The organism is Blastococcus haudaquaticus (genome assembly GCF_900230285.1).
GTDB classification, from domain to species: Bacteria; Actinomycetota; Actinomycetes; order Mycobacteriales; family Geodermatophilaceae; genus Blastococcus_B; species Blastococcus_B haudaquaticus.
On the sequence record NZ_OCNK01000001.1, the window covers coordinates 699883 to 720233 of the forward strand.

The 20351-nt window shown below is 72.8% G+C and carries 22 protein-coding genes; 10 read left to right on the plus strand and 12 right to left on the minus strand.

Annotation, left to right across the window (positions count from 1 at the left end; all coding sequences use genetic code 11):
* Positions 1–109 precede the first annotated feature (109 nt).
* On the plus strand, positions 110–1672 hold the full coding sequence (locus tag CRP30_RS22650; RefSeq protein ID WP_200814514.1) for an FAD-binding oxidoreductase: 1563 nt from the start codon (positions 110–112) through the stop codon (positions 1670–1672).
* A gap of 37 nt (positions 1673–1709) precedes the next feature.
* A complete protein-coding gene (locus CRP30_RS03470) occupies positions 1710–2402 on the plus strand; it encodes a TetR/AcrR family transcriptional regulator (RefSeq protein ID WP_235003135.1) in 693 nt (230 codons plus the stop codon).
* 26 nt (positions 2403–2428) lie between these two features.
* Here the strand turns inward: CRP30_RS03470 and CRP30_RS03475 are convergent, their stop codons facing one another.
* Genes CRP30_RS03475 through CRP30_RS03485 form a run of 3 tightly spaced genes read right to left on the minus strand, consistent with a single transcriptional unit; the run spans position 2429 to position 5620 of the window.
* Positions 2429–3313: a carbohydrate ABC transporter permease gene (locus CRP30_RS03475; RefSeq protein WP_097182527.1), complete on the minus strand. Its 885-nt coding sequence runs from the start codon at positions 3311–3313 to the stop codon at positions 2429–2431.
* A 14-nt stretch (positions 3314–3327) separates the two neighbouring features.
* Positions 3328–4278, minus strand: coding sequence for a carbohydrate ABC transporter permease (locus tag CRP30_RS03480; RefSeq protein ID WP_097182528.1), 951 nt, complete (start codon positions 4276–4278; stop codon positions 3328–3330).
* 13 nt (positions 4279–4291) lie between these two features.
* A complete protein-coding gene (locus tag CRP30_RS03485; protein WP_097182529.1) occupies positions 4292–5620 on the minus strand; it encodes a substrate-binding domain-containing protein in 1329 nt (442 codons plus the stop codon).
* A 340-nt stretch (positions 5621–5960) separates the two neighbouring features.
* Between CRP30_RS03485 and CRP30_RS03490 the strand changes: the two genes are divergently transcribed.
* Both CRP30_RS03490 and CRP30_RS03495 read left to right on the plus strand, forming a co-directional pair.
* A complete protein-coding gene (locus CRP30_RS03490; protein WP_097182530.1) occupies positions 5961–7835 on the plus strand; it encodes a glycoside hydrolase family 2 protein in 1875 nt (624 codons plus the stop codon).
* A 36-nt stretch (positions 7836–7871) separates the two neighbouring features.
* On the plus strand, positions 7872–8600 hold the full coding sequence (locus tag CRP30_RS03495) for a DUF4184 family protein (RefSeq protein ID WP_097182531.1): 729 nt from the start codon (positions 7872–7874) through the stop codon (positions 8598–8600).
* Between the two features lies 1 nt (position 8601).
* Here the strand turns inward: CRP30_RS03495 and CRP30_RS03500 are convergent, their stop codons facing one another.
* Positions 8602–9030 (minus strand): hypothetical protein, encoded by a 429-nt coding sequence (locus tag CRP30_RS03500; protein WP_097182532.1) that lies wholly within the window; start codon positions 9028–9030, stop codon positions 8602–8604.
* Between the two features lie 181 nt (positions 9031–9211).
* Here CRP30_RS03500 and CRP30_RS03505 point away from each other — a divergent pair, with 181 nt between their 5' ends.
* Positions 9212–10453, plus strand: coding sequence for a PP2C family protein-serine/threonine phosphatase (locus CRP30_RS03505; protein WP_235003136.1), 1242 nt, complete (start codon positions 9212–9214; stop codon positions 10451–10453).
* Here the strand turns inward: CRP30_RS03505 and CRP30_RS23190 are convergent.
* The 5 genes from CRP30_RS23190 to CRP30_RS03530 form a co-directional block, all read right to left on the minus strand.
* Entirely contained in the window at positions 10387–10788 is a 402-nt protein-coding gene (locus tag CRP30_RS23190; RefSeq protein ID WP_097182534.1) for a DUF1416 domain-containing protein, read from the minus strand. The genes CRP30_RS03505 and CRP30_RS23190 overlap by 67 nt on opposite strands.
* A 6-nt stretch (positions 10789–10794) precedes the next feature.
* Complete coding sequence (locus CRP30_RS03515) at positions 10795–11622, minus strand: sulfurtransferase (protein WP_097182535.1); 828 nt, start codon at positions 11620–11622, stop codon at positions 10795–10797.
* A gap of 328 nt (positions 11623–11950) precedes the next feature.
* Entirely contained in the window at positions 11951–12277 is a 327-nt protein-coding gene (locus CRP30_RS03520) for a thioredoxin family protein (protein ID WP_097182536.1), read from the minus strand.
* A 62-nt stretch (positions 12278–12339) separates the two neighbouring features.
* A complete protein-coding gene (locus CRP30_RS03525; RefSeq protein ID WP_097182537.1) occupies positions 12340–13035 on the minus strand; it encodes an LmeA family phospholipid-binding protein in 696 nt (231 codons plus the stop codon).
* A gap of 30 nt (positions 13036–13065) precedes the next feature.
* Entirely contained in the window at positions 13066–13908 is an 843-nt protein-coding gene (locus CRP30_RS03530; RefSeq protein ID WP_097182538.1) for a hypothetical protein, read from the minus strand.
* Positions 13909–14090: 182 nt separating this feature from the next.
* Between CRP30_RS03530 and CRP30_RS03535 the strand changes: the two genes are divergently transcribed.
* Together CRP30_RS03535 and mshD are read left to right on the plus strand one after the other, a co-directional pair.
* Positions 14091–14828 (plus strand): winged helix-turn-helix transcriptional regulator, encoded by a 738-nt coding sequence (locus tag CRP30_RS03535; protein ID WP_097182539.1) that lies wholly within the window; start codon positions 14091–14093, stop codon positions 14826–14828.
* A 7-nt stretch (positions 14829–14835) separates the two neighbouring features.
* Positions 14836–15732: a mycothiol synthase gene (gene mshD / locus CRP30_RS03540; protein ID WP_097182540.1), complete on the plus strand. Its 897-nt coding sequence runs from the start codon at positions 14836–14838 to the stop codon at positions 15730–15732.
* 12 nt (positions 15733–15744) lie between these two features.
* Here mshD and CRP30_RS03545 read toward each other — a convergent pair whose 3' ends face one another.
* A complete protein-coding gene (locus tag CRP30_RS03545; protein ID WP_097182541.1) occupies positions 15745–16104 on the minus strand; it encodes an ArsR/SmtB family transcription factor in 360 nt (119 codons plus the stop codon).
* A gap of 93 nt (positions 16105–16197) precedes the next feature.
* Between CRP30_RS03545 and CRP30_RS03550 the strand changes: the two genes are divergently transcribed.
* Genes CRP30_RS03550 through CRP30_RS03560 form a run of 3 tightly spaced genes read left to right on the plus strand, consistent with a single transcriptional unit; the run spans position 16198 to position 19231 of the window.
* Positions 16198–17646: an FAD-dependent oxidoreductase gene (locus CRP30_RS03550; protein WP_097182542.1), complete on the plus strand. Its 1449-nt coding sequence runs from the start codon at positions 16198–16200 to the stop codon at positions 17644–17646.
* A gap of 11 nt (positions 17647–17657) precedes the next feature.
* The gene (locus CRP30_RS03555) at positions 17658–18881 is read left to right on the plus strand and encodes an MFS transporter (protein WP_200814515.1); all 1224 of its coding nucleotides are present in this window, start codon (positions 17658–17660) and stop codon (positions 18879–18881) included.
* The gene (locus CRP30_RS03560) at positions 18878–19231 is read left to right on the plus strand and encodes an arsenate-mycothiol transferase ArsC (protein ID WP_235003137.1); all 354 of its coding nucleotides are present in this window, start codon (positions 18878–18880) and stop codon (positions 19229–19231) included. Before CRP30_RS03555 ends, CRP30_RS03560 begins: the two co-directional genes overlap by 4 nt.
* A 98-nt stretch (positions 19232–19329) precedes the next feature.
* Here the strand turns inward: CRP30_RS03560 and CRP30_RS03565 are convergent, their stop codons facing one another.
* Positions 19330–19542, minus strand: a complete 213-nt coding sequence (locus tag CRP30_RS03565) for a hypothetical protein (protein WP_097182543.1) — start codon at positions 19540–19542, stop codon at positions 19330–19332.
* Between the two features lie 47 nt (positions 19543–19589).
* Positions 19590–20321: a response regulator transcription factor gene (locus CRP30_RS03570; RefSeq protein ID WP_159961496.1), complete on the minus strand. Its 732-nt coding sequence runs from the start codon at positions 20319–20321 to the stop codon at positions 19590–19592.
* Between the last annotated feature and the right edge of the window lie 30 nt (positions 20322–20351).

Below are 20351 nucleotides of genomic sequence, written 5' to 3' on the forward strand. Positions count from 1 at the left end.
CTCCGAGTCGTCCTTGTCAAGAGCAGTGCTCTCCGCTCGTACCGGTGCTCCAACTCGTTTCGGCGGGTCGCTCCCACCCGCATCGCTGCGGTTCGGTCACGCTGCGTACGTGACGACCGCCGACCTGCCCGACGCCCGTACCAGCACGCTCGCCCTCCCGGCACCCCGCCGGACCCCCGCCCCGGACGTCGGCGGCACGCACGAGGCACTCCTGGCCGCGGCAGCCGTCGTCGGCACCTCCCGCGTCGTCAGCGCCGTCGACGAGCAGGGCCGCGCCGTCCCGATCGCCCGCAGCGGCAACGTCAGCATGTTCCGCAGCCGGTCGGTGCTCGGCACCGTGCGGCCCCGGACACCACAGCAGGCCCGCGCCGTCGTCCTCGCCTTCGACCGCTTTCCGGATGCGTGCGGGCTGCAGGCGCTCAGCACCGGCCGGAACTGGGGCCTGGGCTCCCGCGAACCCGCCTTCGACGACGTCGTCACCCTCGACCTCGGCGACCTCACCGAGATCCGCGAGCTGGACCTCGCACGGGGCTACGCGGTGATCGACCCGGGGGTCACCCAGGGGCAGCTCGCGGCCCGCCTCACCGGCACCGACCGCATGGTCAACGTGACGAACTCCGCCTCCTGCACGAGCATCGTCGGCAACGCCGTCGAGCGCGGCGTCGGCTTCCGGGCGCAGCGCGTCGACGACCTGCTCGGCCTCGAGGTGGTCCTCCCGGACGGCGACCTGGTGCGCGTGGGCTGGTGGCCGGAGGCCGAGCGCGCCACCCCGGCCTACCCGCACGGTCTGGGCCCCGGCCTGCTGCCCCTGTTCCTCCAGTCCGACCTCGGCATCGTCACCGGCGCCGTCGTCCGGCTCCTCCCCCGGCCCGAGCGGCAGCGCGTCGTGCGGGTCAGCTTCCCCGGGGACCGCCTGGTCCCCGCCGTCGACGCGATCCGCGGCTGGCTCGTGGCCGGCCTCGTCGACGCCGTCCCGAAGCTGTACGACGACGCGGCGACGAACCGCTACGGCGGTTCGGCGGACGCGGGGGAGTTCGTCGCGCACCTGTGCGTGGACGGAACGGCCCGGACCATCGACGTCCTCGTCGACCTCCTGGTGGCCGAGGCGCGCGCCACGGGCGCGTTCACCGACGTGGACTGCGCCGAGGAGCCGGCCGATCTCGTGGCCCGGGACGTCGTCGCCAACTACGCCGGCGACCCGACGCACAACGACGCCGTCTTCGGGGCCACCTTCGGCACCCCGCCCGAGGGGCTCGACGACAGCGGGCAGGGGTGGCTGTTCTTCCTGCCGCTGGTCCCCTTCACCGGCGCGGACGTCGCCGCCGCCAACCGCCTCAAGGAGCAGCTCGCCGTCGAGACTGGGGTCCGGTTCGGGTCCGTGCTGCACGGTCTGAGCACCGAGTACGCCGACTTCGTCATGTCCGTCCGGTTCGGCCCGGAGGACCGGGACGCGGTGCACGCCGCCCTCGACCGCGCGCACGAGCTGTTCGTCGGGGCCGGTTTTCTGCCCTACCGGCTCGACGTCGACCACGCCGACTGGACGGACCGGGTGGCTCCCGACGCCGCCGCCCGGAACCTGACGCTGCGCCTGAAGCGACTCCTGGACCCCCACGACACGATCGCCCCGAGCCGGTACGGGCACCCCCGCCCGGAGGGGTGGAACGGGCGCTGAGGAGCGGCGATCCGACTTGTGATCTCTGCTCTCGACCGTGACCATCGGCCTCGTGCCCACCGCCCGCGAACGCGTCCGCGCCGAGATCACCGCCGAGATCACCGATGCCGCGCGCCGCCAGCTGGCCGAGGTCGGTGCCGCGGCGCTGTCGCTGCGCGCGGTCGCCCGGGAGGTCGGGATGGTCTCCTCGGCCGTCTACCGGTACTTCCCCAGCCGGGACGAGCTGCTGACCCGGCTGATCATCGACGGCTACGACGCCCTGGGTGCCGCGGCCGAGACCGCCGACGATCCCGGCGCCCCGCCGCGCGAGCGCTGGCTCGCCGTCTGCCGGGCCGTCCGCGCCTGGGCGCTGGCCCACCCGCACGAGTACGCGCTGCTCTACGGCTCACCGGTGCCGGGCTACTCCGCGCCCCGCGACACCGTGCCCGCCGCGTCCCGCGTCGGCATCGTCCTCGGCCGGATCCTCGGGGACGCCGCCCGCGCCGGCACCCTGCCGACTGCGGCGGGCGAACGCGACCCGGCCCTGATCAGCGACGACGCCGTCGCGATCCTCGGCGGCGAGCACCCGGCACTGGACGAGACGGTCCGGGTGCGGGCGCTCATGGCGTGGAGCGCCCTGTTCGGGACGCTCAGCTTCGAGCTCTTCGGGCATTTCGTGGGCTCCGTCGAGGACGGCGACCGCTACTTCGACCGCGTGACGACCGACCTCGCCGTCCTCATCGGGTTCTGAGGCACGCGTCCGACGCTGGCCTCGTCCTACTTGATGCCGGTGTTGGCCACCCCTTGGACGATCTGGCGCTGGAGGAGCAGGAAGACGGCGAGCAGGGGCAGGATGCCGAGGACCGCGGAGGCCATGGTCTCGGCGTACTGGATCGCGGCACCGCCGACCAGGCTGCTGAGGCCCACGGGGATGGTCTGCGACTTGGTCTGGGTGAGGACCAGCAGCGGCCAGAGGAAGGCGTTCCAGGACGTGATGAACGTCAGGATCGCCACCGCGGAGATCGCCGGCCGGGACAGCGGCATGGCGATCCTGGAGTAGATCCGCCACCAGCCGGCACCGTCGAGCCGGGCTGCCTCGATGAGGGAGACGGGGATGGCCTTCATGAACGAATGGAAGACGAACACGGCCACGGGGAGGGCGACCGACGGCAGGATGACGGCCCAGTACGTCCCGAGCAGACCCAGCGCCCGGAACTCCATGAACTGCGGCAGGACGAGCGCCTCGGTGGGCAGCATGAGACCCGCCAGGATCAGCCCGAACACGGCGTACTTCCCCCGGAAGTTCAGGTGGACCAGGCCGAACGCGGCCAGCGAGCACACGAAGACGGTGAAGAGAACCGTCAGCGTCGAGATGATGAAGCTGTTGACGTACCACCAGCCCAGCGGGCTGGAGTTCCAGGCGAACCGGTAGGCGTCGAGGTTCCAGTTGTTCGACCAGGGCGTCGTGGGGTGCGCCGCGATCTCGTCGTTCGGCCGCAACGAGGTGATGAGCGCCCACAGGAAGGGAACCAGCCAGATCAGCGCGAACAGCGTCACGCACGTGGCGGCGAGCCGGTTGAACGCCTTTCCGCCCTCATCCGCGCCGCCTCGCCGGCGGGCGGGCTTCTTCTCAGCCGTGGGCACGGCCACGCTGGTCGCCATCAGTAGGGCTCCTCTCAGGCGTTCGCAGAGTTGCTGCGGCGCCGGAGCAGGAACCAGGCGGCGCTGACAAGGACCAGGATCACGAAGTAGACCATCGTGGCGGCGGCCGCGTAGCCGCCGCGGTAGGAGCTGAACCCGGTGTCGAAGATGTACTGGATGACCGGGCGCGTCGAGTACGCCGGGCCACCGGCCAGCAGGATGTAGATCTGGTCGAACACCTTCAGGGACGAGAGGACCTGGAGGATCAGCACGAGGCCCATCGTCGGCCGCAGCAGCGGCACGGTGATCAGCCGGATCTGCTGCCACGGCGAGGCGCCGTCCATCTTCGCGGCCTCGTAGACCTCCTCGGAGATCTCCTGGATGGCCGCGGTGTAGAGGATGAAGTTGAAGCCGAAGGTCCACCACAGCGTGAGGAGGACGACGGCGAACCAGGCTCCGGAGGTGCTGCCGAAGAAGTCCGGCGCGGTCAGCCCGAACCAGCCGAAGGCGTTGGTGATGAGACCGGTCTCCGGCGTGTACATGAAGGCGAAGATCAGGCACACCGCGGCAGAGGGCACGACGTACGGAGCGAAGAAGGCGAGCCGGAAGAACCACTGGTTGCGCGATATGCGAGAGACGAGGATCGCGAACGCCAGGGGGAGCAGCACCAGGAGCGGCGTGGTCAGCAGCGTGAAGAGCACCGAGTGCCACATCGAGGCCCAGAAGTCCCCGTTGGACAGGACGTCGGCGTAGTTGGAGAGCCCCGCCCACTCGCCCAGGCCGGCCCGCACCGTGGTCGTGTTGAAGAGGCTGATCACGAGCCCGATGAGCACCGGCCCGATGAGGAAGGCGATGTAGAAGGCCAGGAACGGTGTGGCGAACAGCCACCCTGCCCGGTTCTCGCCGCGCGGGGCGCGGCGGGTGCTCTCGGGCCGATCCTTGGTCCCGACCTCTGTTGCCGGCAGGGGCAGGGCGGTAGCGGTCATCTCGGTCTCCGAACTACACGGGTGGCCGGGCGGTCGAGAAGGTCTTCAGGCTGGTCTCCATGGCAGCGACACCACTGGTGGGATCGGTGGCCCCGGTGAGCACGCTGGCGATGACCGAGCCCATGGCGGTCTGGAAGTCCGAGCCCGCCCCGGTGTACCAACCCGGAGGGTCGTAGATCGCGTTGAACGCCGCCTCCGTGTAGTTGCTCTGCGGCTTGAGCTCGAGGAACTCCTCGCTCTCCTGCACCGGCAGCCAGGCCGGGACGTGGCCGCCGTCCGCCCAGATCGCGCTCAGGTCCAGCAGCCCCTTGATGAAGCCCACGGCGTCCTCGGTCCGCTGCGCCGAGCGCCCCGCCGCCCTCGGGATGACCAGCGCGTGCGAGTCCGCGTAGGCGACCGGATCAGGGCCGAGGAGCGCCGGGAAGGGCACGACGTTGAACTCCAGGCCCTCCACGCCGCGATAGGTGGGAATCTGCCACACACCGTCGAACAGGAACCCCACTCTGCCCTGGCTGAAGAGCGTCGTCGACGTCGTCGCCGTGGCGTTCCTCGGCATCAGCTCCTGCCCCTGGGTGAGGCCCTGCATGAAGGCGAACGTCTCCTCCATGGCTGCGCGGTCGATCGTGACCTCGGTGCCGCCGTCGGAGACGATCGGTCCGGCCAGCCCGGAGTAGATCATCAGGAAGAAGCGCCAGCAGGTCGACGGGTCCGCGGTGATCGAGGCGACCGCCGCGAAGTCGAGTCCGTTGGTGTCCTTCATGGCCTGGAGGGCGGCGACGAAGTCGTCGCTGTTCCTCATCGGCGTGAGACCGTCGCCGGACGGGTCGAGCAGGCCGGCCTTCTCCGCCAGCTCCGTGTTGTAGAAGAGCACGAACGGGTGGGTGTCGATCGGCACCGCGTACGGGGTGCCGCCCACCGTCGCCTTCTCCCATGCGGCCGGGGTGAACTTGTCCTCGGTGACCCCCTGCGCGCGGAACTGGTCCCCGACGGGCTCGATCAGCTCGGCCTGGGCCAGCAGGGGCAGCCGGGAGAGGTGCGCGATGGACACGTCCGGGGGGCGGCCGCTCGACGCCGACAGCGACAGCTTCGTGTAGTACGGGTTTCCCCAGGAGAGCAGCGTGGACTCGACGGACCGGCGGGAGGACGCCTGGGCGTCCTCGACCATCGTCGCCATGTTCGCGCCGTCACCACCGCCGAACAGGTGCCAGAAGATGACGTCGGCCGTCTGGGGCTGGCTGCCGGTGAAACTGGAGCCGATGGGTGAGGCGCACCCCGACAGCGCGACGGCGAGCGAGACGCTGCCCCCGGCGGCGAGGAACTGGCGGCGGGAGAACCCGCTCATCGCAAAATTCCAGTCACAGGTACGTCCAGTCGTAGCCCGATCTGCCCGATCCGGGGACTGTTGCACGGCCTCCTGATCGACGCCAGTCGGAAGCGCCTCGTCGCGCCGCCCGGACGGGACGGGGTGCGGACCAACCGCGCACGGGATCGTGACCGCCCTGATCCCGGCGCGCCGGGCCGCCGAGGGGCTCCACGTCCCTGACCGGACACGCCGATGTCCGGCGACGGTCCGCACGTGCCAGCATCGACGACGTGGGCATCGACGCCCGGGGCATCAATGACCGGGGAATCGACGACCGTCCATGACCCGCTCGCCCACCCCCGATGGCCCAGGAGTGACCATGCGCGTACGCGCCACCGAGCAGGACGGCACCTACCCCCGGCCGCAGCTGGTGCGCGAGGGGTGGACCGACCTCTGCGGAACCTGGCAACTGGCGTTCGACGACGCCCGGGCCGGGCTGGACGGCGGCTGGGCCGGGCTGGCCGACCTGGCCGACCGTGAGGTCTTCGACCGCGACGTCACGGTGCCGTTCCCGCCGGAGTCCGAGGCATCGGGGGTCGGGGACGCCGGTCCGCACTCGGTCTTCTGGTACCGGCGGACGCTGCGGTCGGCCGACATCGCCGGTGCCGACGCGGTGGCGACGGACGGGTCTCGCGTCATGCTGCGCTTCGGCGCGGTCGACCACAGCGCTCAGGTCTGGCTGGACGGCGCGCTGCTCGGATCGCACGAAGGCGGGCAGACGCCCTTCTCCTTCGACGTCACCTCGGTGCTGGCCGGCGGCGACCCCGAGGAGGAACACGTCCTGGTCGTCCGGGCGCACGACGACCCGCGGGACGTGACCCAGCCCCGCGGGAAGCAGGACTGGCTCGATGAGCCGCACAGCATCTGGTACTCCCGCACGAGCGGCATCTGGCAGCCGGTGTGGTGCGAGGTCGTGCCTGCCGTGTCGGTCGAGCACCTGGCGTGGACCCCGGACCTGCCCGGCGCCGCGGTGCACCTCGGACTCACCCTGCGGGAGGCGCCGGCCGACCCGGTGACCGTGGCGGTGCGGCTGGAACTGGACGGGCAACTGCTCGGCGAGCACCGGGTCCGCGTCGACGAGCAGCGGATCAGCACCACCGTGGCCGTACCCGCACTCCGGAACGGGCAGGCCCGTCAGGACATGACGTGGTCCCCGGAGGAGCCCCGGCTGGTCGACGCCACGGTGCAGGTGCTCGCCGGCCCGGCGGGTGCGGACGGCGAGCGGGTCGTCGACGAGGTCAGCAGCTACCTGGGCCTGCGCAGCGCGGGGGCGGGCGGCGGTGCCTTCTTGCTGAACGGCCGGCCGTACTACCTGCGCTCGGTGCTGGGGCAGGGCTACTGGCCGACGTCGCACCTGACCGCACCCGATGCCGGGGCGCTCCGCCGCGAGGTGGAGCTGACCAAGGACCTCGGCTTCAACGCCGTGCGCGTGCACCAGAAGGTGGAGGACCCGCGGTTCCTCTTCTGGGCGGACCGGCTCGGTCTCCTGGTGTGGGGGGAGACGGCCAACGCCTTCGCGTTCACCCCCGAGGCGGTCCGGCGGCTCACCACGGAGTGGCTGGACGTCGTCCACCGTGACATCAGCCATCCCTGCATCGTGACCTGGGTGCCGCTGAACGAGAGCTGGGGCGTGCACGACATCGCCACGGACCCCGCGCAGCAGGCCTACGCCACCGGGCTCGCGGCGCTGACCCGGGCGGTCGACCCCAGCCGTCCCGTGGTCAGCAACGACGGCTGGGAACACACCGACAGCGACCTGTGGACGGTGCACGACTACGCCGACACGGGTGCGGTTCTCGCGCAGCGGTACGGCACCGCGGACATGGGCGAGACGGTCGGGCGACCCGGGCCGGAAGGCCGGGTGATCCGGCTGCCGGGCGGCACCGACCGCGGGCAGCCGCTGATGCTGACCGAGTTCGGTGGTGTCCGGTACACGCCCGCTCTGCCCGAGGAGCAGGCAGAGAAACGCACCTGGGGGTACTCGACCGCCTCCGACGCCGAGGACTTCGCGCGGCGGCTGACCGACCTGCTGTCCGCCGTCCACGGCTCCCCCGTGCTCGCCGGGTTCTGCTACACCCAGCTCACCGACACCATGCAGGAGGCCAACGGCCTGCTGGACGAGGACCGCCGGCCGAAGCTGCCCGTCGAGCGGCTGCGCCGGATCATCACCGGCCGGCCGGACGCGGCTGTCTGACGTCCAGCAGGACCGCCCGCGCTGGTCGTCGTCCGGATGCCCTTCACCCCGAGCCACGCGGCGGCGGTGCTGCCGTTCCTGCGCACACCCCTGCCGGCGTCGGCACTCGTCATCGGGAGCGTCACCCCGGACCTGCCCTTCTACCTGCCGATCGGCTTCCCGTGGGCGACGCACACCGCCGTCGCCGTCGTCACGACCGATCTGGCCCTGGGCCTCGTGGCCTGGGCGGTCTGGCACGGGCTCCTGGCACGACCGGCACTGGCCGCCGCGCCCGCGGCGCTGCGGGGTCGGATCCCCGGGCCGGCGCCCGGTCTCCGCGCCCGCCTCGCTCCCGCGACCCGCGTGGGCTGGACGCTGCTCGCCCTGGCGGTCGGCGCCGGCACCCACGTGCTCTGGGACGAGTTCACCCACCCGCGGCGCTGGGGACCCGAGCACCTCCCCGCCCTCCGGGAGACCTGGGCCGGGCTACCCGCCTACAGCTGGCTCCAGTACGGCACGAGCGTGCTGGGCTGCGTCGTCCTCCTGGTCTGGTTCGGCCGCTGGTGGCGCCGCACCGCGCACCGGCCCGACGTACGCCGCCCCGGTGTGCGATGGGCGTGGCTGCTGCTCGCCGCGGTCGCGACGACCGTCGGGATCGCGGCCGCGGTCGGCGAGCCGGACCTCGGCGCGGCCATCTTCGCCGCCTCCACCCGGGGCGGCGGAACGGCGCTGGTCGTGGCCGCGGCGCTGGCTGCCGCCTGGCACGTCCGCCACCGGGGGCGCTGACTCAGCCGCCGGGGCAGCGGTTGTCGCCGCCGCTGTGCTCCTGGCAGACGGGCGGCCCGGAGTCGGGCGCCGGCCCGCCGCCGGCACCGCGGTACTCCTGTGCGAGCAGCAGCCCGGCCGGGACCGCGGCCACGATCAGCGCCGCACCGAAGCAGGCGGCGGCCACCCGCCGGGTCCGCCAGGTGAGGGCCAGCCCGAGCAGCGGCAGTCCGAGCGCCAGGGCGACCGCGACGAGGTACAGCGTGGTGGTCTGGGCGCGCTCGGCCGCCGTCGGCTCCTCGCCGAAGAACGGGGCGGATCCGATCGCGCCGCCGAACACCAGCAGCGGCGGGACGAGCACCCAGGCCAGCCAGACCAGCACCAGCGGGGCGGGGGACGTCCTTCCCGGCCGGTCGCCCGCCAGCCGCGCCCAGCCCGCCTCGTCGCCCACGGCGGGATCCTGCCCCGGCCCGGCCCGCGCCGGGGAGCACGACACGCGCCCGCCGTGGCCCACGGACGGGCGAGGCTCCGGCGCCGGTGGATCCGGAGGGCGTCGCGGGCCCGCGCCTATGATCGCGACGGTTCGCCGACCGTCGTGCCGTTGCGAACCGGTCCCGGCTGAGGAGGCTCCCGTGCGGACGCCCGAGGAAGAGCTCGCCCGCGCTCTCGCGCGCTACGAGTGGGTCCTGGCCAACGTCGCCGACGGGATCTACGGCCTCGACGCCCACGGCCGGGTGGAGTTCGTGAACCCCTCGGCGGTCCGCATCACCGGCTACCCGCCCACCGAGCAGCGCGGCCACGACCAGCACGCCATCCTGCACCACCGTCGTCTCGACGGCTCCCCCTACTCGCGCGAGGACTGCCCCGTCTGGAAGGCCCTCCGCAGCGGGCACACCGTGGCCGCCGACGACGAGGTGTTCTGGCGCAAGGACGGCACCCCGGTGCCGGTCGAGCTGATCGCCGTCCCGACCGTCGAGGACGGTGAGGTGACCGGCGTCATCGTGTCCTTCCGCGACCTGACCGAGCGGCGGGAGGCGGCGCAGCAGGCCGCAGAGATCGACCGGCTGGCCCGGGAGGCCGCCGCGTCGCGCGCTCTCTCCGACCGGCTCCAGCAGGCGCTGCTCACCCCGCCGCCCGAGCCCGACCACCTGCACGTCGTCGTCCGCTACCTGCCGGCCGGCCACGAGGCGCAGGTCGGCGGGGACTGGTACGACGCCTTCCTGCAGCCCGACGGCGCGACGATGGTCGCGATCGGCGACGTCGTCGGCCACGGCAGCGCCGCCGCGGCCGCGATGGGGCAGCTGCGCGGCATCCTCCGCGCCCTGGCCTACGACAACGACGAGCCACCGGCGGCGACCCTCGGCCGCGTGGACCGGGCCGCGCGGGGGCTCGCCGTCTCGACGCTCGCGACCGCGATCCTGGCTCGCGTGGAGCGGCATCCCGACGTCCCGGTGACCGGGCAGCGCGTAATCCGGTGGAGCAACGCGGGCCACGTCCCCCCGCTGCTGCTGGCGCCGGACGGCACCTCACGGGTGCTCGCGACGAGCCCCGACCTGATGCTCGGCGTGGATCCGTCCGCCACGCGCCGGGACCACACCGTCGACCTCGACAACGGGCACACCCTGCTGCTGGTCACCGACGGCCTGGTCGAACGTCGGGGCTGCGACCTGGACCAGGGCATGGCCCGCCTCCAGGCCGCGCTGCGCGACCTGGGCGGGAAACCGCTCGACGAGGTGCTGGACACGGTTCTCGACCGGCTGGTGCCCCGGGCCGGCGAGGACGACGTCGCCGCCGTCGGCATCCGGGCCTATCCCGAGGACCGACCGCGCCCGGCGGAGGCCGGACCCAACCGACTGCCCCCCGGCGTCGAGTGACGCCGGCCCCCTCCCCCGACGGGAGGGGGCCGGCGGCGCACTCTGTCGATGACGATGGTCGTCTCGTTCAGGCCGACCTCGGCCGTGACCACCCGCTCCCCCTTGCCCACGGGGGCGAGGGTGCGGACCTTCCACTCCCCGGGAGCGGCGAAGAACCGGAACTCACCCTCGGGGCTAGTGACCACCTCGGCGGTGAACTCGCCCGTCCCGTCGAGGAGTCGGACGTAGGCGCCGGCCACCGGGGCGCCGTCGTGCCACACCTGGCCCTGGATGACCGTCTGCGTGCTCAGGTCGATGCCGGCCAGGCCGCCGCCCTGCTTCGGTGCTCCGCACATGTCAGCTCACTTCTCGATCGGGACGCCGACGAGCGAGCCGTACTCGACCCAGCTGCCGTCGTAGTTCTTGACGTCGTTCTTGCCGAGCAGCTCGCGCAGCACGAACCACGTGTGGCTCGAGCGCTCGCCGATCCGGCAGTAGGCGATGGTCGCCTTCGAGTCGTCGAAGCCCTGCTCCGCGTAGAGCTTCTCCAGCTCCTCGTCGGACTTGAACGTGCCGTCCTCGTTGGCCGCCTTGCTCCACGGGATGTTCTGCGCGGTCGGGACGTGCCCGCCCTTCTGCGCCTGCTCCTGCGGGAGGTGCGCCGGGGCGAGGATCTTGCCGGAGAACTCGTCGGGCGAGCGGACGTCGATGATGTTCTTCGAGCCGATGGAGGCCACGACCTCGTCGCGGAAGGCGCGGATCGAGAGATCGGGCTCCTGGGCCGTGTACTGGGTGGCCGGGCGCTCGACGGCGTCCTTGGACAGCGGACGCCCGTCCAGCTCCCACTTCTTGCGGCCGCCGTCGATGAGCTTGACGTCCTGGTGGCCGTAGAGCTTGAAGTACCAGTAGGCGTAGGCGGCGAACCAGTTGTTGTTGCCGCCGTAGAGGACCACGGTGTCGTCGTTGCCGATGCCGCGCGAGGACAGCAGCGCCTCGAAGGCGCTCTTGTCGACGAAGTCACGGCGCAGCGGGTCCTGCAGGTCCTTCTTCCAGTCCAGCTTGACGGCACCCTCGAGGTGGCCGCCGTCGTAGGCGCTGGTGTCCTCGTCGACCTCGACGAAGACGAGACCGGGGGTCCCGAGGTTCTCCTGGGCCCAGTCGGCGGTGACGAGCACGTCGGTGCGGCTCATTGGTGGTTCCTCCGTAGATCGGTGCGGATGGTCTGGTGCGGATGGTCAGGTGCGGGCCGGGACGGCCCGCACGGCGATCAGCTGGAGCTCGCAGCGGAGCGGTCCGTCCGGGTGACGCCGGCTCGCGACGGCGGCGGACCGATGCGCACGTACGTCGACGTGGCGGGACGGTGCAGTCATTGCAGGAAGGACCTTCGGACGGCGGACAGGGCGCGTCTGGACGGTCGGAACCGACCTCAGAAGGTCGGACAGAGGCAGCTGCCGACGCGGCACAGGTCAACTGTGCGGCGAGAGGTCAGCAGGGTGCCCACGGCGCGAGAGTAGCCGATCACGACCGGACCCCGGCATGGGCGTCTACCAGAGCGGTCAGTTCCTCCGGACGCGGCGCGCCGCTGCTGCGGCCGATCAGCTGCCCGTCCCGGTCGAGGTAGAACAGCGTCGGCGTCAGGCGGACGTCGAGCTCGCGCACCTCCTCGAGGTGGCTCTCCGCGTCGACCTGGACGACGGCAAGCCCCGGTCGGGTGGCCTGCAGCTGGTGCAGCCGCGCCTTCGTGGCCCGGCAGGGGCCGCAGAACGCGGTGGAGAACTGCACGACCGTCAGGTCCGCGTCACCCGGCCGCACACCGAGCCGGCCGAAGGCGGCGTTCCCGCTCACGCGCTCACCTCCCGCCCTCCGGACGCACCCGTCGCCGGCACCAACTCCACCGGGTCGGTGGGCTATTCCACCGCGCTCAGGACCGTGTCGTCGGCCTCGACCCGGACGTCGACGCCCTGGGCGGCCGGCCGGACGTCGACGAGCTGCAGGCCGAAGGGCAGCGCCGGCACGGTGTAGCGCAGGTCGAGCAGGCCCGCGGCCCGGTCGAGCAGGAAGTCGGGCACCTCGACACCCGCACCCGCCGCCTCGTCGACGTCGACCACGAGATCGTGGCCGTCGAGGGTCACCTGACCGGTCGCGGTGAGCCGGACCTCCTGCCCCAGCAGCTCGACGGTGCGCGTGATGCGCAGGCCGTCGCCCTCCCGGGACAGCTCGGTGTCGGCCCCCAGTTGCGCCGACAGCAGCGCGTAGGACAGCGTCGCGGTCCCGTCCACGCGCTCGACGGGCACCTCCCGCACCGATCCCGACAGCACGCCGGAGAGCGGCACCTCGACCCCACGCAGGACGACGTCGGCCCGGGTGCCCTCCGGCTGCCCCAGCTGAGCGGCCGTGAGGGCGATGGCCACCTCGTCGTACCGGCCGCCCACGGCCTGCGTCAGGAACGGGAAGCCGGCGATGTCCACCTCCGGCGTGCCCGCCAAGCCGCCCTGCTCGGCGAGCTGCTGCGCCACCTGGTTCTCCGCGTACCCGACGGAGACGCGGTCGGCCAGGACCAGCAGACCCAGCACGAGCAGCCCGACCACCAGCAGCGCCTTCACATCGTCCCCTGCGTCACGGCGTCCCGTGCCTCACAGCACCATCTGCAGGGCGAGGGCCACGGGCGCGCAGGCCGCGAAGGGCAGGACCGCCTGGACCACCGACAGGGCCCACGGGTCGACCTCGGGGGTGCGCCCGTCCTCGTCCGCCGCCGTGGCCTCGACGGCGACGTAGCTCGCCACCAGCGCGACCATCGCCGTCACCCCGGCGAGGGCCGCACCCAGGACGAGGGCGGGCACCGCACCGGCCGTCCCGCCCACGTGCCGCCCGAGGAAGGCGACCAGAGCACCGGCGGCGACCGACAGGACGAGGCCGATCAACCCCCGCGGCACCCCGGTGGCCAGGTAGGGGCGGGGCAGCACCAGGTCGACCAGATGCCCCACGAGCAGCGCGACCCCGACCGCCAGCAGGGCCACCAGCGCCCGGTCGTGCCCCTCGTGCGTCCGGCCGAGCAGCAACAGGGCGGCGAGGGCGGCCACCGCGCTGATCATCAGCACCGTGCCCGCGAGGGAGGCCACGAGGTCCTCGCGGGGCCGCCGGACCATCTGCTGCACCACGGACGCGAGGAAGCCGAGCCCGAGCACCACGAGGAGATCGCCCAGTTCGGGGCGGGCCGGCAGGACGAGCACCAGGTCCGCCGCCACCGCGGCAGCCGCGCCCACCGCCAGCGCACCGGCGAACCCCTGGATGCCTGTCACGACCACCCAGGTGAGGACGAGCCCCAGCTGGAGGACCAGGACGGCGCCCAGCCGTCCGCGATCGCCGAACAGCTCCGGCAGGCCGGCCACCAGCGCCACCGCGAGCACGGTGAGGGCCGCCGGCTGGAGGTGGTGCACCCGCGCGGGGAGCGCGGACCGCAGCACCGGGGAGTTCACCGGTCGATCGTGGCAGACCACGGTCGGATCCACCGTGATCCCGTTCGGACGGTCGGCCGACGAATTACCGCCGATGTGGCCTGACGCGCCTGCGCGTCGGCTATCCTGCGCTTTCACCTCGACAGCGCCGTCGGAGGTCCGGGGACGGCGGCCGTCGTCCCCCGGCACCGTGAGGAGACGACATGCGACTCGTGCTCATGACCGCCGCGCGTCAGGCGACGACCGAGGTGCTGCCGGCACTGGGGCTGCTGGGCCACCAGGTGCGCGTGGTCGCCCCCGAGCTCTCGAGCCTCCTCGACGGCGACTCCGGTGACGTCGTCCTCGTCGACGCCCGTCACGACCTCATCCAGGCCCGCACGCTCTGCGGCCTCCTCTCCTCCACCGGTGTGGCCGCAGCGCTCGTCGCCGTCCTGTCCGAGGGCGGGCTGGTGGCCCTGTCGGCCGACTGGGGCGTCGACGACGTCCTCCTCGACACCGCGGGCCCGGCCGAGGTCGACGCCCGGCTCAAGTGGGCGACCGCCCGCCGCCTGGCCGCCGCCACACCCGCCGACGGCGACGACGGCGGCGTGACGCAGGCCGGCGAGCTCGTCATCGACGAGCACAGCTACTCCGCCAAGCTCCGCGGCCGCCCGCTCGACCTCACGTACAAGGAGTTCGAGCTCCTCAAGTACCTCGCCCAGCACCCGGGCCGGGTCTTCTCCCGCGCCCAGCTGCTGCAGGAGATCTGGGGCTACGACTACTTCGGCGGCACCCGCACCGTCGACGTCCACGTGCGCCGTCTCCGGGCGAAGCTCGGCACCGAGCACGAGGCGCTGATCGGCACCGTCCGCAACGTCGGCTACAAGCTCGACCAGCAGGTCGCCGACGCGACGGCCAAGGCCGCCGCCTCCGAGAGCCGGGCCGACGCCGAGCTGGTCTGATGACCTCGTGAGCCGGCCCCTCGACGTCGACGACGTCCTCGCCCTGCTGCGCGCCGCAACGGCCGAGGACGGGGTGCGCCCCCTCTCCGAGGACGCCGAGCTCCGTCTGCAGCACCGCGCACCCGGCGGGCACGACCTCGTGGTCCGCTCCCCCGACGGGTCCCTGGCCGGCTACGCCCGGCTGGACGGCGGGGCGGCGGAACTGGTCGTGCACCCGCGGTTGCGGCGGCAGGGGTTCGGTGCCGCCCTGCTCGACCAGGTGCTGGAGCTCGCCGGCCCCACCGCCCTGGACATCTGGGCGCACGGCGACCTGCCCGGGTCCGCGGAGCTGCTGGCTACCCGGGGGTTCTCGCGCGCCCGGGTGCTGCTGCAGATGCGGCGCGACCTCGCCGGCATCGACCCCCACCCGCGACCGTCGCTGCCCGACGACGTCCGCGTCCAGCCCTTCCGGCCGGGCCGGGACGAGGACGCCTGGTTGCGCGTGAACGCCCGGGCCTTCGCCTGGCACCCCGAGCAGGGCCGGATGAGCCGCGCCGACCTGGAGCTGCGCGAGGCCGAGCCGTGGTTCGACCCCGCCGGGTTCCTGATGGCCTGGCGCGGCGACCCGGACGACGGTGGCACGCTGCTCGGCTCGCACTGGACGAAGGTCCACCCGCCCGGGGACGCGGGCGACGAGGCGGTGGGCGAGATCTACGTGCTGGGCGTCGACCCGGACGCCCAGGGCATGTCCCTCGGGCGGGCCCTCACCGACCTCGGCCTCGCGCACCTGCGCGCCCTCGGTCTGGCGGAGGTCCTGCTCTACGTCGAGGAGGACAACGCCGCGGCCGTCCGGCTCTACGAGAGCCGCGGTTTCCGCCGGTTCGCCGTGGACGTCGCCTGGCGGCGCGAGTCGCCCTCCAGTTGAGGAACGGCCCGACTACGGCGTGCAGCAGGCGTCGGCACCCTCAGGCGTCATGGCCGCGAGCGTTGCCAGGAGCTTCACGGGGCCGGCGAGGGCCTCGCAGCAGAGCGAGTAGACGTTGCTGCGGCCCTTGGGCGTGAGAGTGACGAGCCCGTGCTCCCGGAGGGGCGCCAGGTGGTGGCTCACGAGGGTCTGGCTCATGCCCGACGCGTCGGTCAGCTCCCGGACCGAGTGAGGCCCCTCGGCGAGCAGCAGGAGCAGGTGCAGGCGGTTGGGATCTCCCATGGCCTTGAGCTGCGGCGCGAGCAACTGCGCGCGCTCAGCAGCCGTGCCGATGCCCACCGGCTCCAGCCGGACGTCGAGACCCTGTCGCATGAGCGGAACTATGACACACCATCGTTGCTATCAACAGTGTCCGCTGTTACGTTGCCAGCCATTGATGGTCGTCGATGTGCGAGGTTGGTCGAGATGAGTTCGTCGCCACGGGTACAGCAATCAGAGCTTCCGGTCGTCGTGATCGGGGCGGGGCCGGTAGGGCTTGCAGCCGCGGCACACCTCGTCGAGCGTGGACTCGAACCGCTCGTCCTGGAGGCCGGTGACGACGTCGCCGCCTCGGTGCGGGCGTGGGGCCACGTCCGCCTGTTCTCTCCCTGGCAGTACGACGTCGACGCCGCAGCCGCGCGCCTCCTGGGGCGGACCGGCTGGAAGTCGCCCGAGCGGGACGTCCTCCCGTCCGGAGCGGAGCTGGTCGACGGCTATCTCGCTCCCCTCGCTGCAACTCCCGAGCTGGCCGGCCGGATCCGGACCGGCACGCGGGTCCTGGCCGTCACCCGTGAAGGCGTCGACAAGACCCGGACCGTGGGACGCGAGGGGCGGCCGTACGTGGTCCGGACCGTCCGGGACGGCCAGGTCGTCGACCTGCGAGCCGGCGCGGTGATCGACGCGTCGGGGACGTGGGGCCACGCCAATCCGCTGGGCGCCGCGGGACTGCCGGCAGTGGGCGAGGACCGTGTGCAGCCTTGGCTCGTGGGGCCGCTCCCCGATGTCCTGGGCGCCGACCGCAAGCGGTTCGCCGGACGACACACCCTGGTCGTCGGGATGGGTCACTCGGCAGCCAACACCCTTCTCGCGCTGGCCCAGCTGCGGCAGGAGGAGCCCGGGACGGAGATCACCTGGGCGATCCGTGGCCGCTCGCCCGCGCGCCTCTACGGCGGTGGCGACGCCGACGGTCTGCCGGCCCGTGGCCTGCTCGGCTCGACGCTGAAGGCCGCCGTGGCTTCGGGGGCCATCCGGCTCATCCGTGAGTTCACGCTCACCACACTCGAGCCCGCGGTCGACACCGCCGGTCCGGTGACCGTCAGAGGCATCGCTCGGGACGGCGAGTCCGTGGCGCTCGAGGCGGACGCCGTCGCGGCGGCCACCGGATTCCGGCCCGACCTCGAGATGCTCCGCGAGGTACGCCTGGCTCTCGATCCCGGCGTCGAGGCGCCCGTCGGGCTGGCGCCGCTGATCGACCCCAACCTCCACTCCTGCGGAACCGTCCCGCCGCACGGCGAGCAGCTCCTGGCCCACCCGGACGAGAACTTCTACATCGTCGGGATGAAGTCCTACGGCCGCGCCCCGACGTTCCTCCTGGCGACCGGGTACGAGCAGGTCCGCTCGATCGCAGCTGCCCTCGCCGGGGACGCGGCCGCAGCAGAGCGGGTCGAGCTGAACCTTCCCGAAACCGGCGTCTGCTCGACCGACCTCGGCGACCGAGAAGCCGCCGAAACGGCAGGGGCCGGCTGCGGGACCGGGCCCGTCGGGTTCCCGACCGGGTCGGAGCACGGCTACTCGGCCGAGGTGCCCGCGGCCTCGGGCTGCTGCGGCCCGGCGCCGCAGGCGAAGGCCGTCGCTGCACCGTCCTGCGGCGGTTGAGCCCGCCGCCGATGCAGCACACGGTCGCCGGGTCGGACGCCGACACCTCACGGCGTCCGCCCCGGCGCGTGCTGATGGCCCTGTCGATCACGCAGATCACCAGCTGGGGCGTTCTCTACTACGCCTTCCCGGTCGCTCTGGCCGACATCAGCGCCGACACCGGCTGGTCCCCCACCGCGGCGACGGCGGCCTTCTCGGGGGGACTGATCGTGTCCGCCCTGGCCGGGATCCCGGTCGGACGATGGCTGGACCACCACGGTCCCCGGCGGGTCATGACCGCCGGCTCCCTGCTGGCTGTTCCCGCCACGGCAGGCATCGCCCTGGCTCAGACCTACCCGCTCTTCGTGCTGGCCTGGCTCGTCGCCGGCGTCGCGATGGCCGCCGTCTTCTACCAGGCAGCCTTCGCCGCGTTGACCCGCTGGTACGGAGAGGCGCGGGTGAAGGCGCTCACCGCTCTGACCCTGGTGGCGGGGCTCTCGAGCACCATCTTCGCGCCCCTGACGCACGAGCTCCTCGAACGCGTCAGCTGGCGCGCGACGTACCTCCTGCTGGCGCTGCTCCTCGCCCTGGTGACGATCCCTCTGCACGCCTTCGCACTCACCCCGCCGTGGGTCGGCATCGGGGCCACCGGCGCGTGGGACATCGCCGGCCGCCGACGCCTGCCCGCCGAGGTGCGGTCGCCCGGGTTCCTCCTCCTCGCCGGCGCGCTCACCCTCACGGCCTTCGGCCTGTACGCCGCGAGCCTCGCCCTCATCCCGCTGCTGACCGGTCGCGGGTTCAGCTCCGGTCTGGCTGCCACCACCCTGGGACTGCTCGGGGCAGGACAGCTGCTCGGACGGATCGGGTACGGGCCTCTGGCGTCCCGGACGCGTCCCGCGGGCCGCACCGTCGCCATCGTGCTCGTCTCCGCCGTCACGATCGGCCTTCTCGCCGCTGTCCCGGGGCCGACAGCTCTCCTGGTGACGGCGGCGATCCTCGCCGGAGCCGCCCGCGGTGCGGGCACGCTCCTCCAGGCCACGGTGGTGGCCGACCGCTGGGGAGCCGAGCGATACGGCACCCTGTCCGGCTATTTCGCCGCGCCCATCACAGCTGCGGCAGCCATCGCGCCGTGGGCCGGCATCGCCCTGGCCGATGTGGCCGGGGGCTACCCCGCGATGTTCGGTGTCCTCGCGGCGCTCGTCGCCGGCGCCGCCGGCCTGGCCGCCTTCAGCGCACGAACGGAAGTGATCCGGTGATCGACGAGCCCCAGGTCCTCTTCGTCTGCGTGCGGAACGCCGGCAAGTCCCAGATGGCCGCCGGCCTCTTGAGAGAACTCGTGGGCGACGCCGCCGTCGTCGCGTCGGCGGGGACGGAGGCAGGTCCCGCACTCAACGACCTGTCGGTCCGGTCGCTGCAGGAGATCGGGGTCGACATCACCGGCAACCGGCCGCGAAGCCTCACCGACGACATGGTCGTGGGATCCGATGTCGTCGTCACGTTGGGGCGGGAAGCGCACGTGGCCCGAGCGAAGGCGTCCGTCTCGAGGCCGGGGGCACGGACGAGCCGTCGGAGCGCGGCATCGAGGGCATGGAGCGCATGCGCCTGATCCGCGACGACATCGCTCGTCGAGTTCGCGCGCTGGCCGGCGATCTCGGCCTTTCGGTCAACTCGGTCGAGAGCGAGGCGGAGCTGCCGAACGGTTGATCAGTCGGGGCCGATGGTCGGGTCCGGGGCCTCCTGCGGGATCAGGCTGTCGCGCTTGCGGTCGCTCACGGCACCCATCCCGCCGGCCGCGGCGGCGCCGTCGAGGGACCCCACGGAACCGGGGTCGCCCCCTTCGGCCGCGTTCCGGGCGAGCTGCTCGCGGGGCCCCTCGGTGCTGGCCTCGTCGGCAGGACGGTCGTCACGCTCGCTCATCGGTGCTCCTCCAGTCGGTTCTTGCACGTCTCGTCGAAAGCGGTGCGTCAGCGGCCCGGGACGTCCGTCGCGGCCAACCGAGGACGCCACTCCGACGGGCCGACGTCCGCCAGACGCGCAGCGCCCCCCTCGGGCACCGCGAGCCGATATCCCACGCCCCGGACCGCGACGATGGACGCCACTCCCTCCAGGTGCCGGCGCAGGTGCCGGATGTGGACGGCGACGGTGTTCGCGGCCACGGCCTCACCCCTCGGCCGCCAGATCGCCTCGTTCATCCGGTCCAGCGACAGGACGCCGTCGGCGTGGAGCATGAGCAGGCGGAGGATCTCGAACTCCCGCAGCGTCAGCGGCAGCAGCCGCCCACCAGCACGTACCTCGAACGCCGGCCCGTTCAGCTCGAGGGCCCCGACGGCCAGCACTGCCGCCTCGCGCTCGATTCGCTGCCTGTGGTCCCTCAGCAGGGGCTGGATCTCGTCCGGACGGTAGGGCCGGGACACGACATGACGGGCTCCTGCGGCGAGGACCGGACCGGCACTCTCCGCCTCACCGAAGGCCACCCCGACGGCGATGGTCTCGACACCGTCGTGGTGGCGCGTCAGAACCGCAGCGACGTCCATCGCCGAGACCCCGGGCAGGGTCGCGCTGAGGATCACCAGGACCGGATGCACACGGCCGGCGTGCCAGAGCGCTTCCGCGCCGTTCTCGCAGAGCGTGACGCTGACATCCGGCTCCGCGATCGAGGACGCGAACCCGCGTGCCGCCGGATCCTCGTCCGCCACCAGCACGCTGATCCCGCCGGACGGCAACCA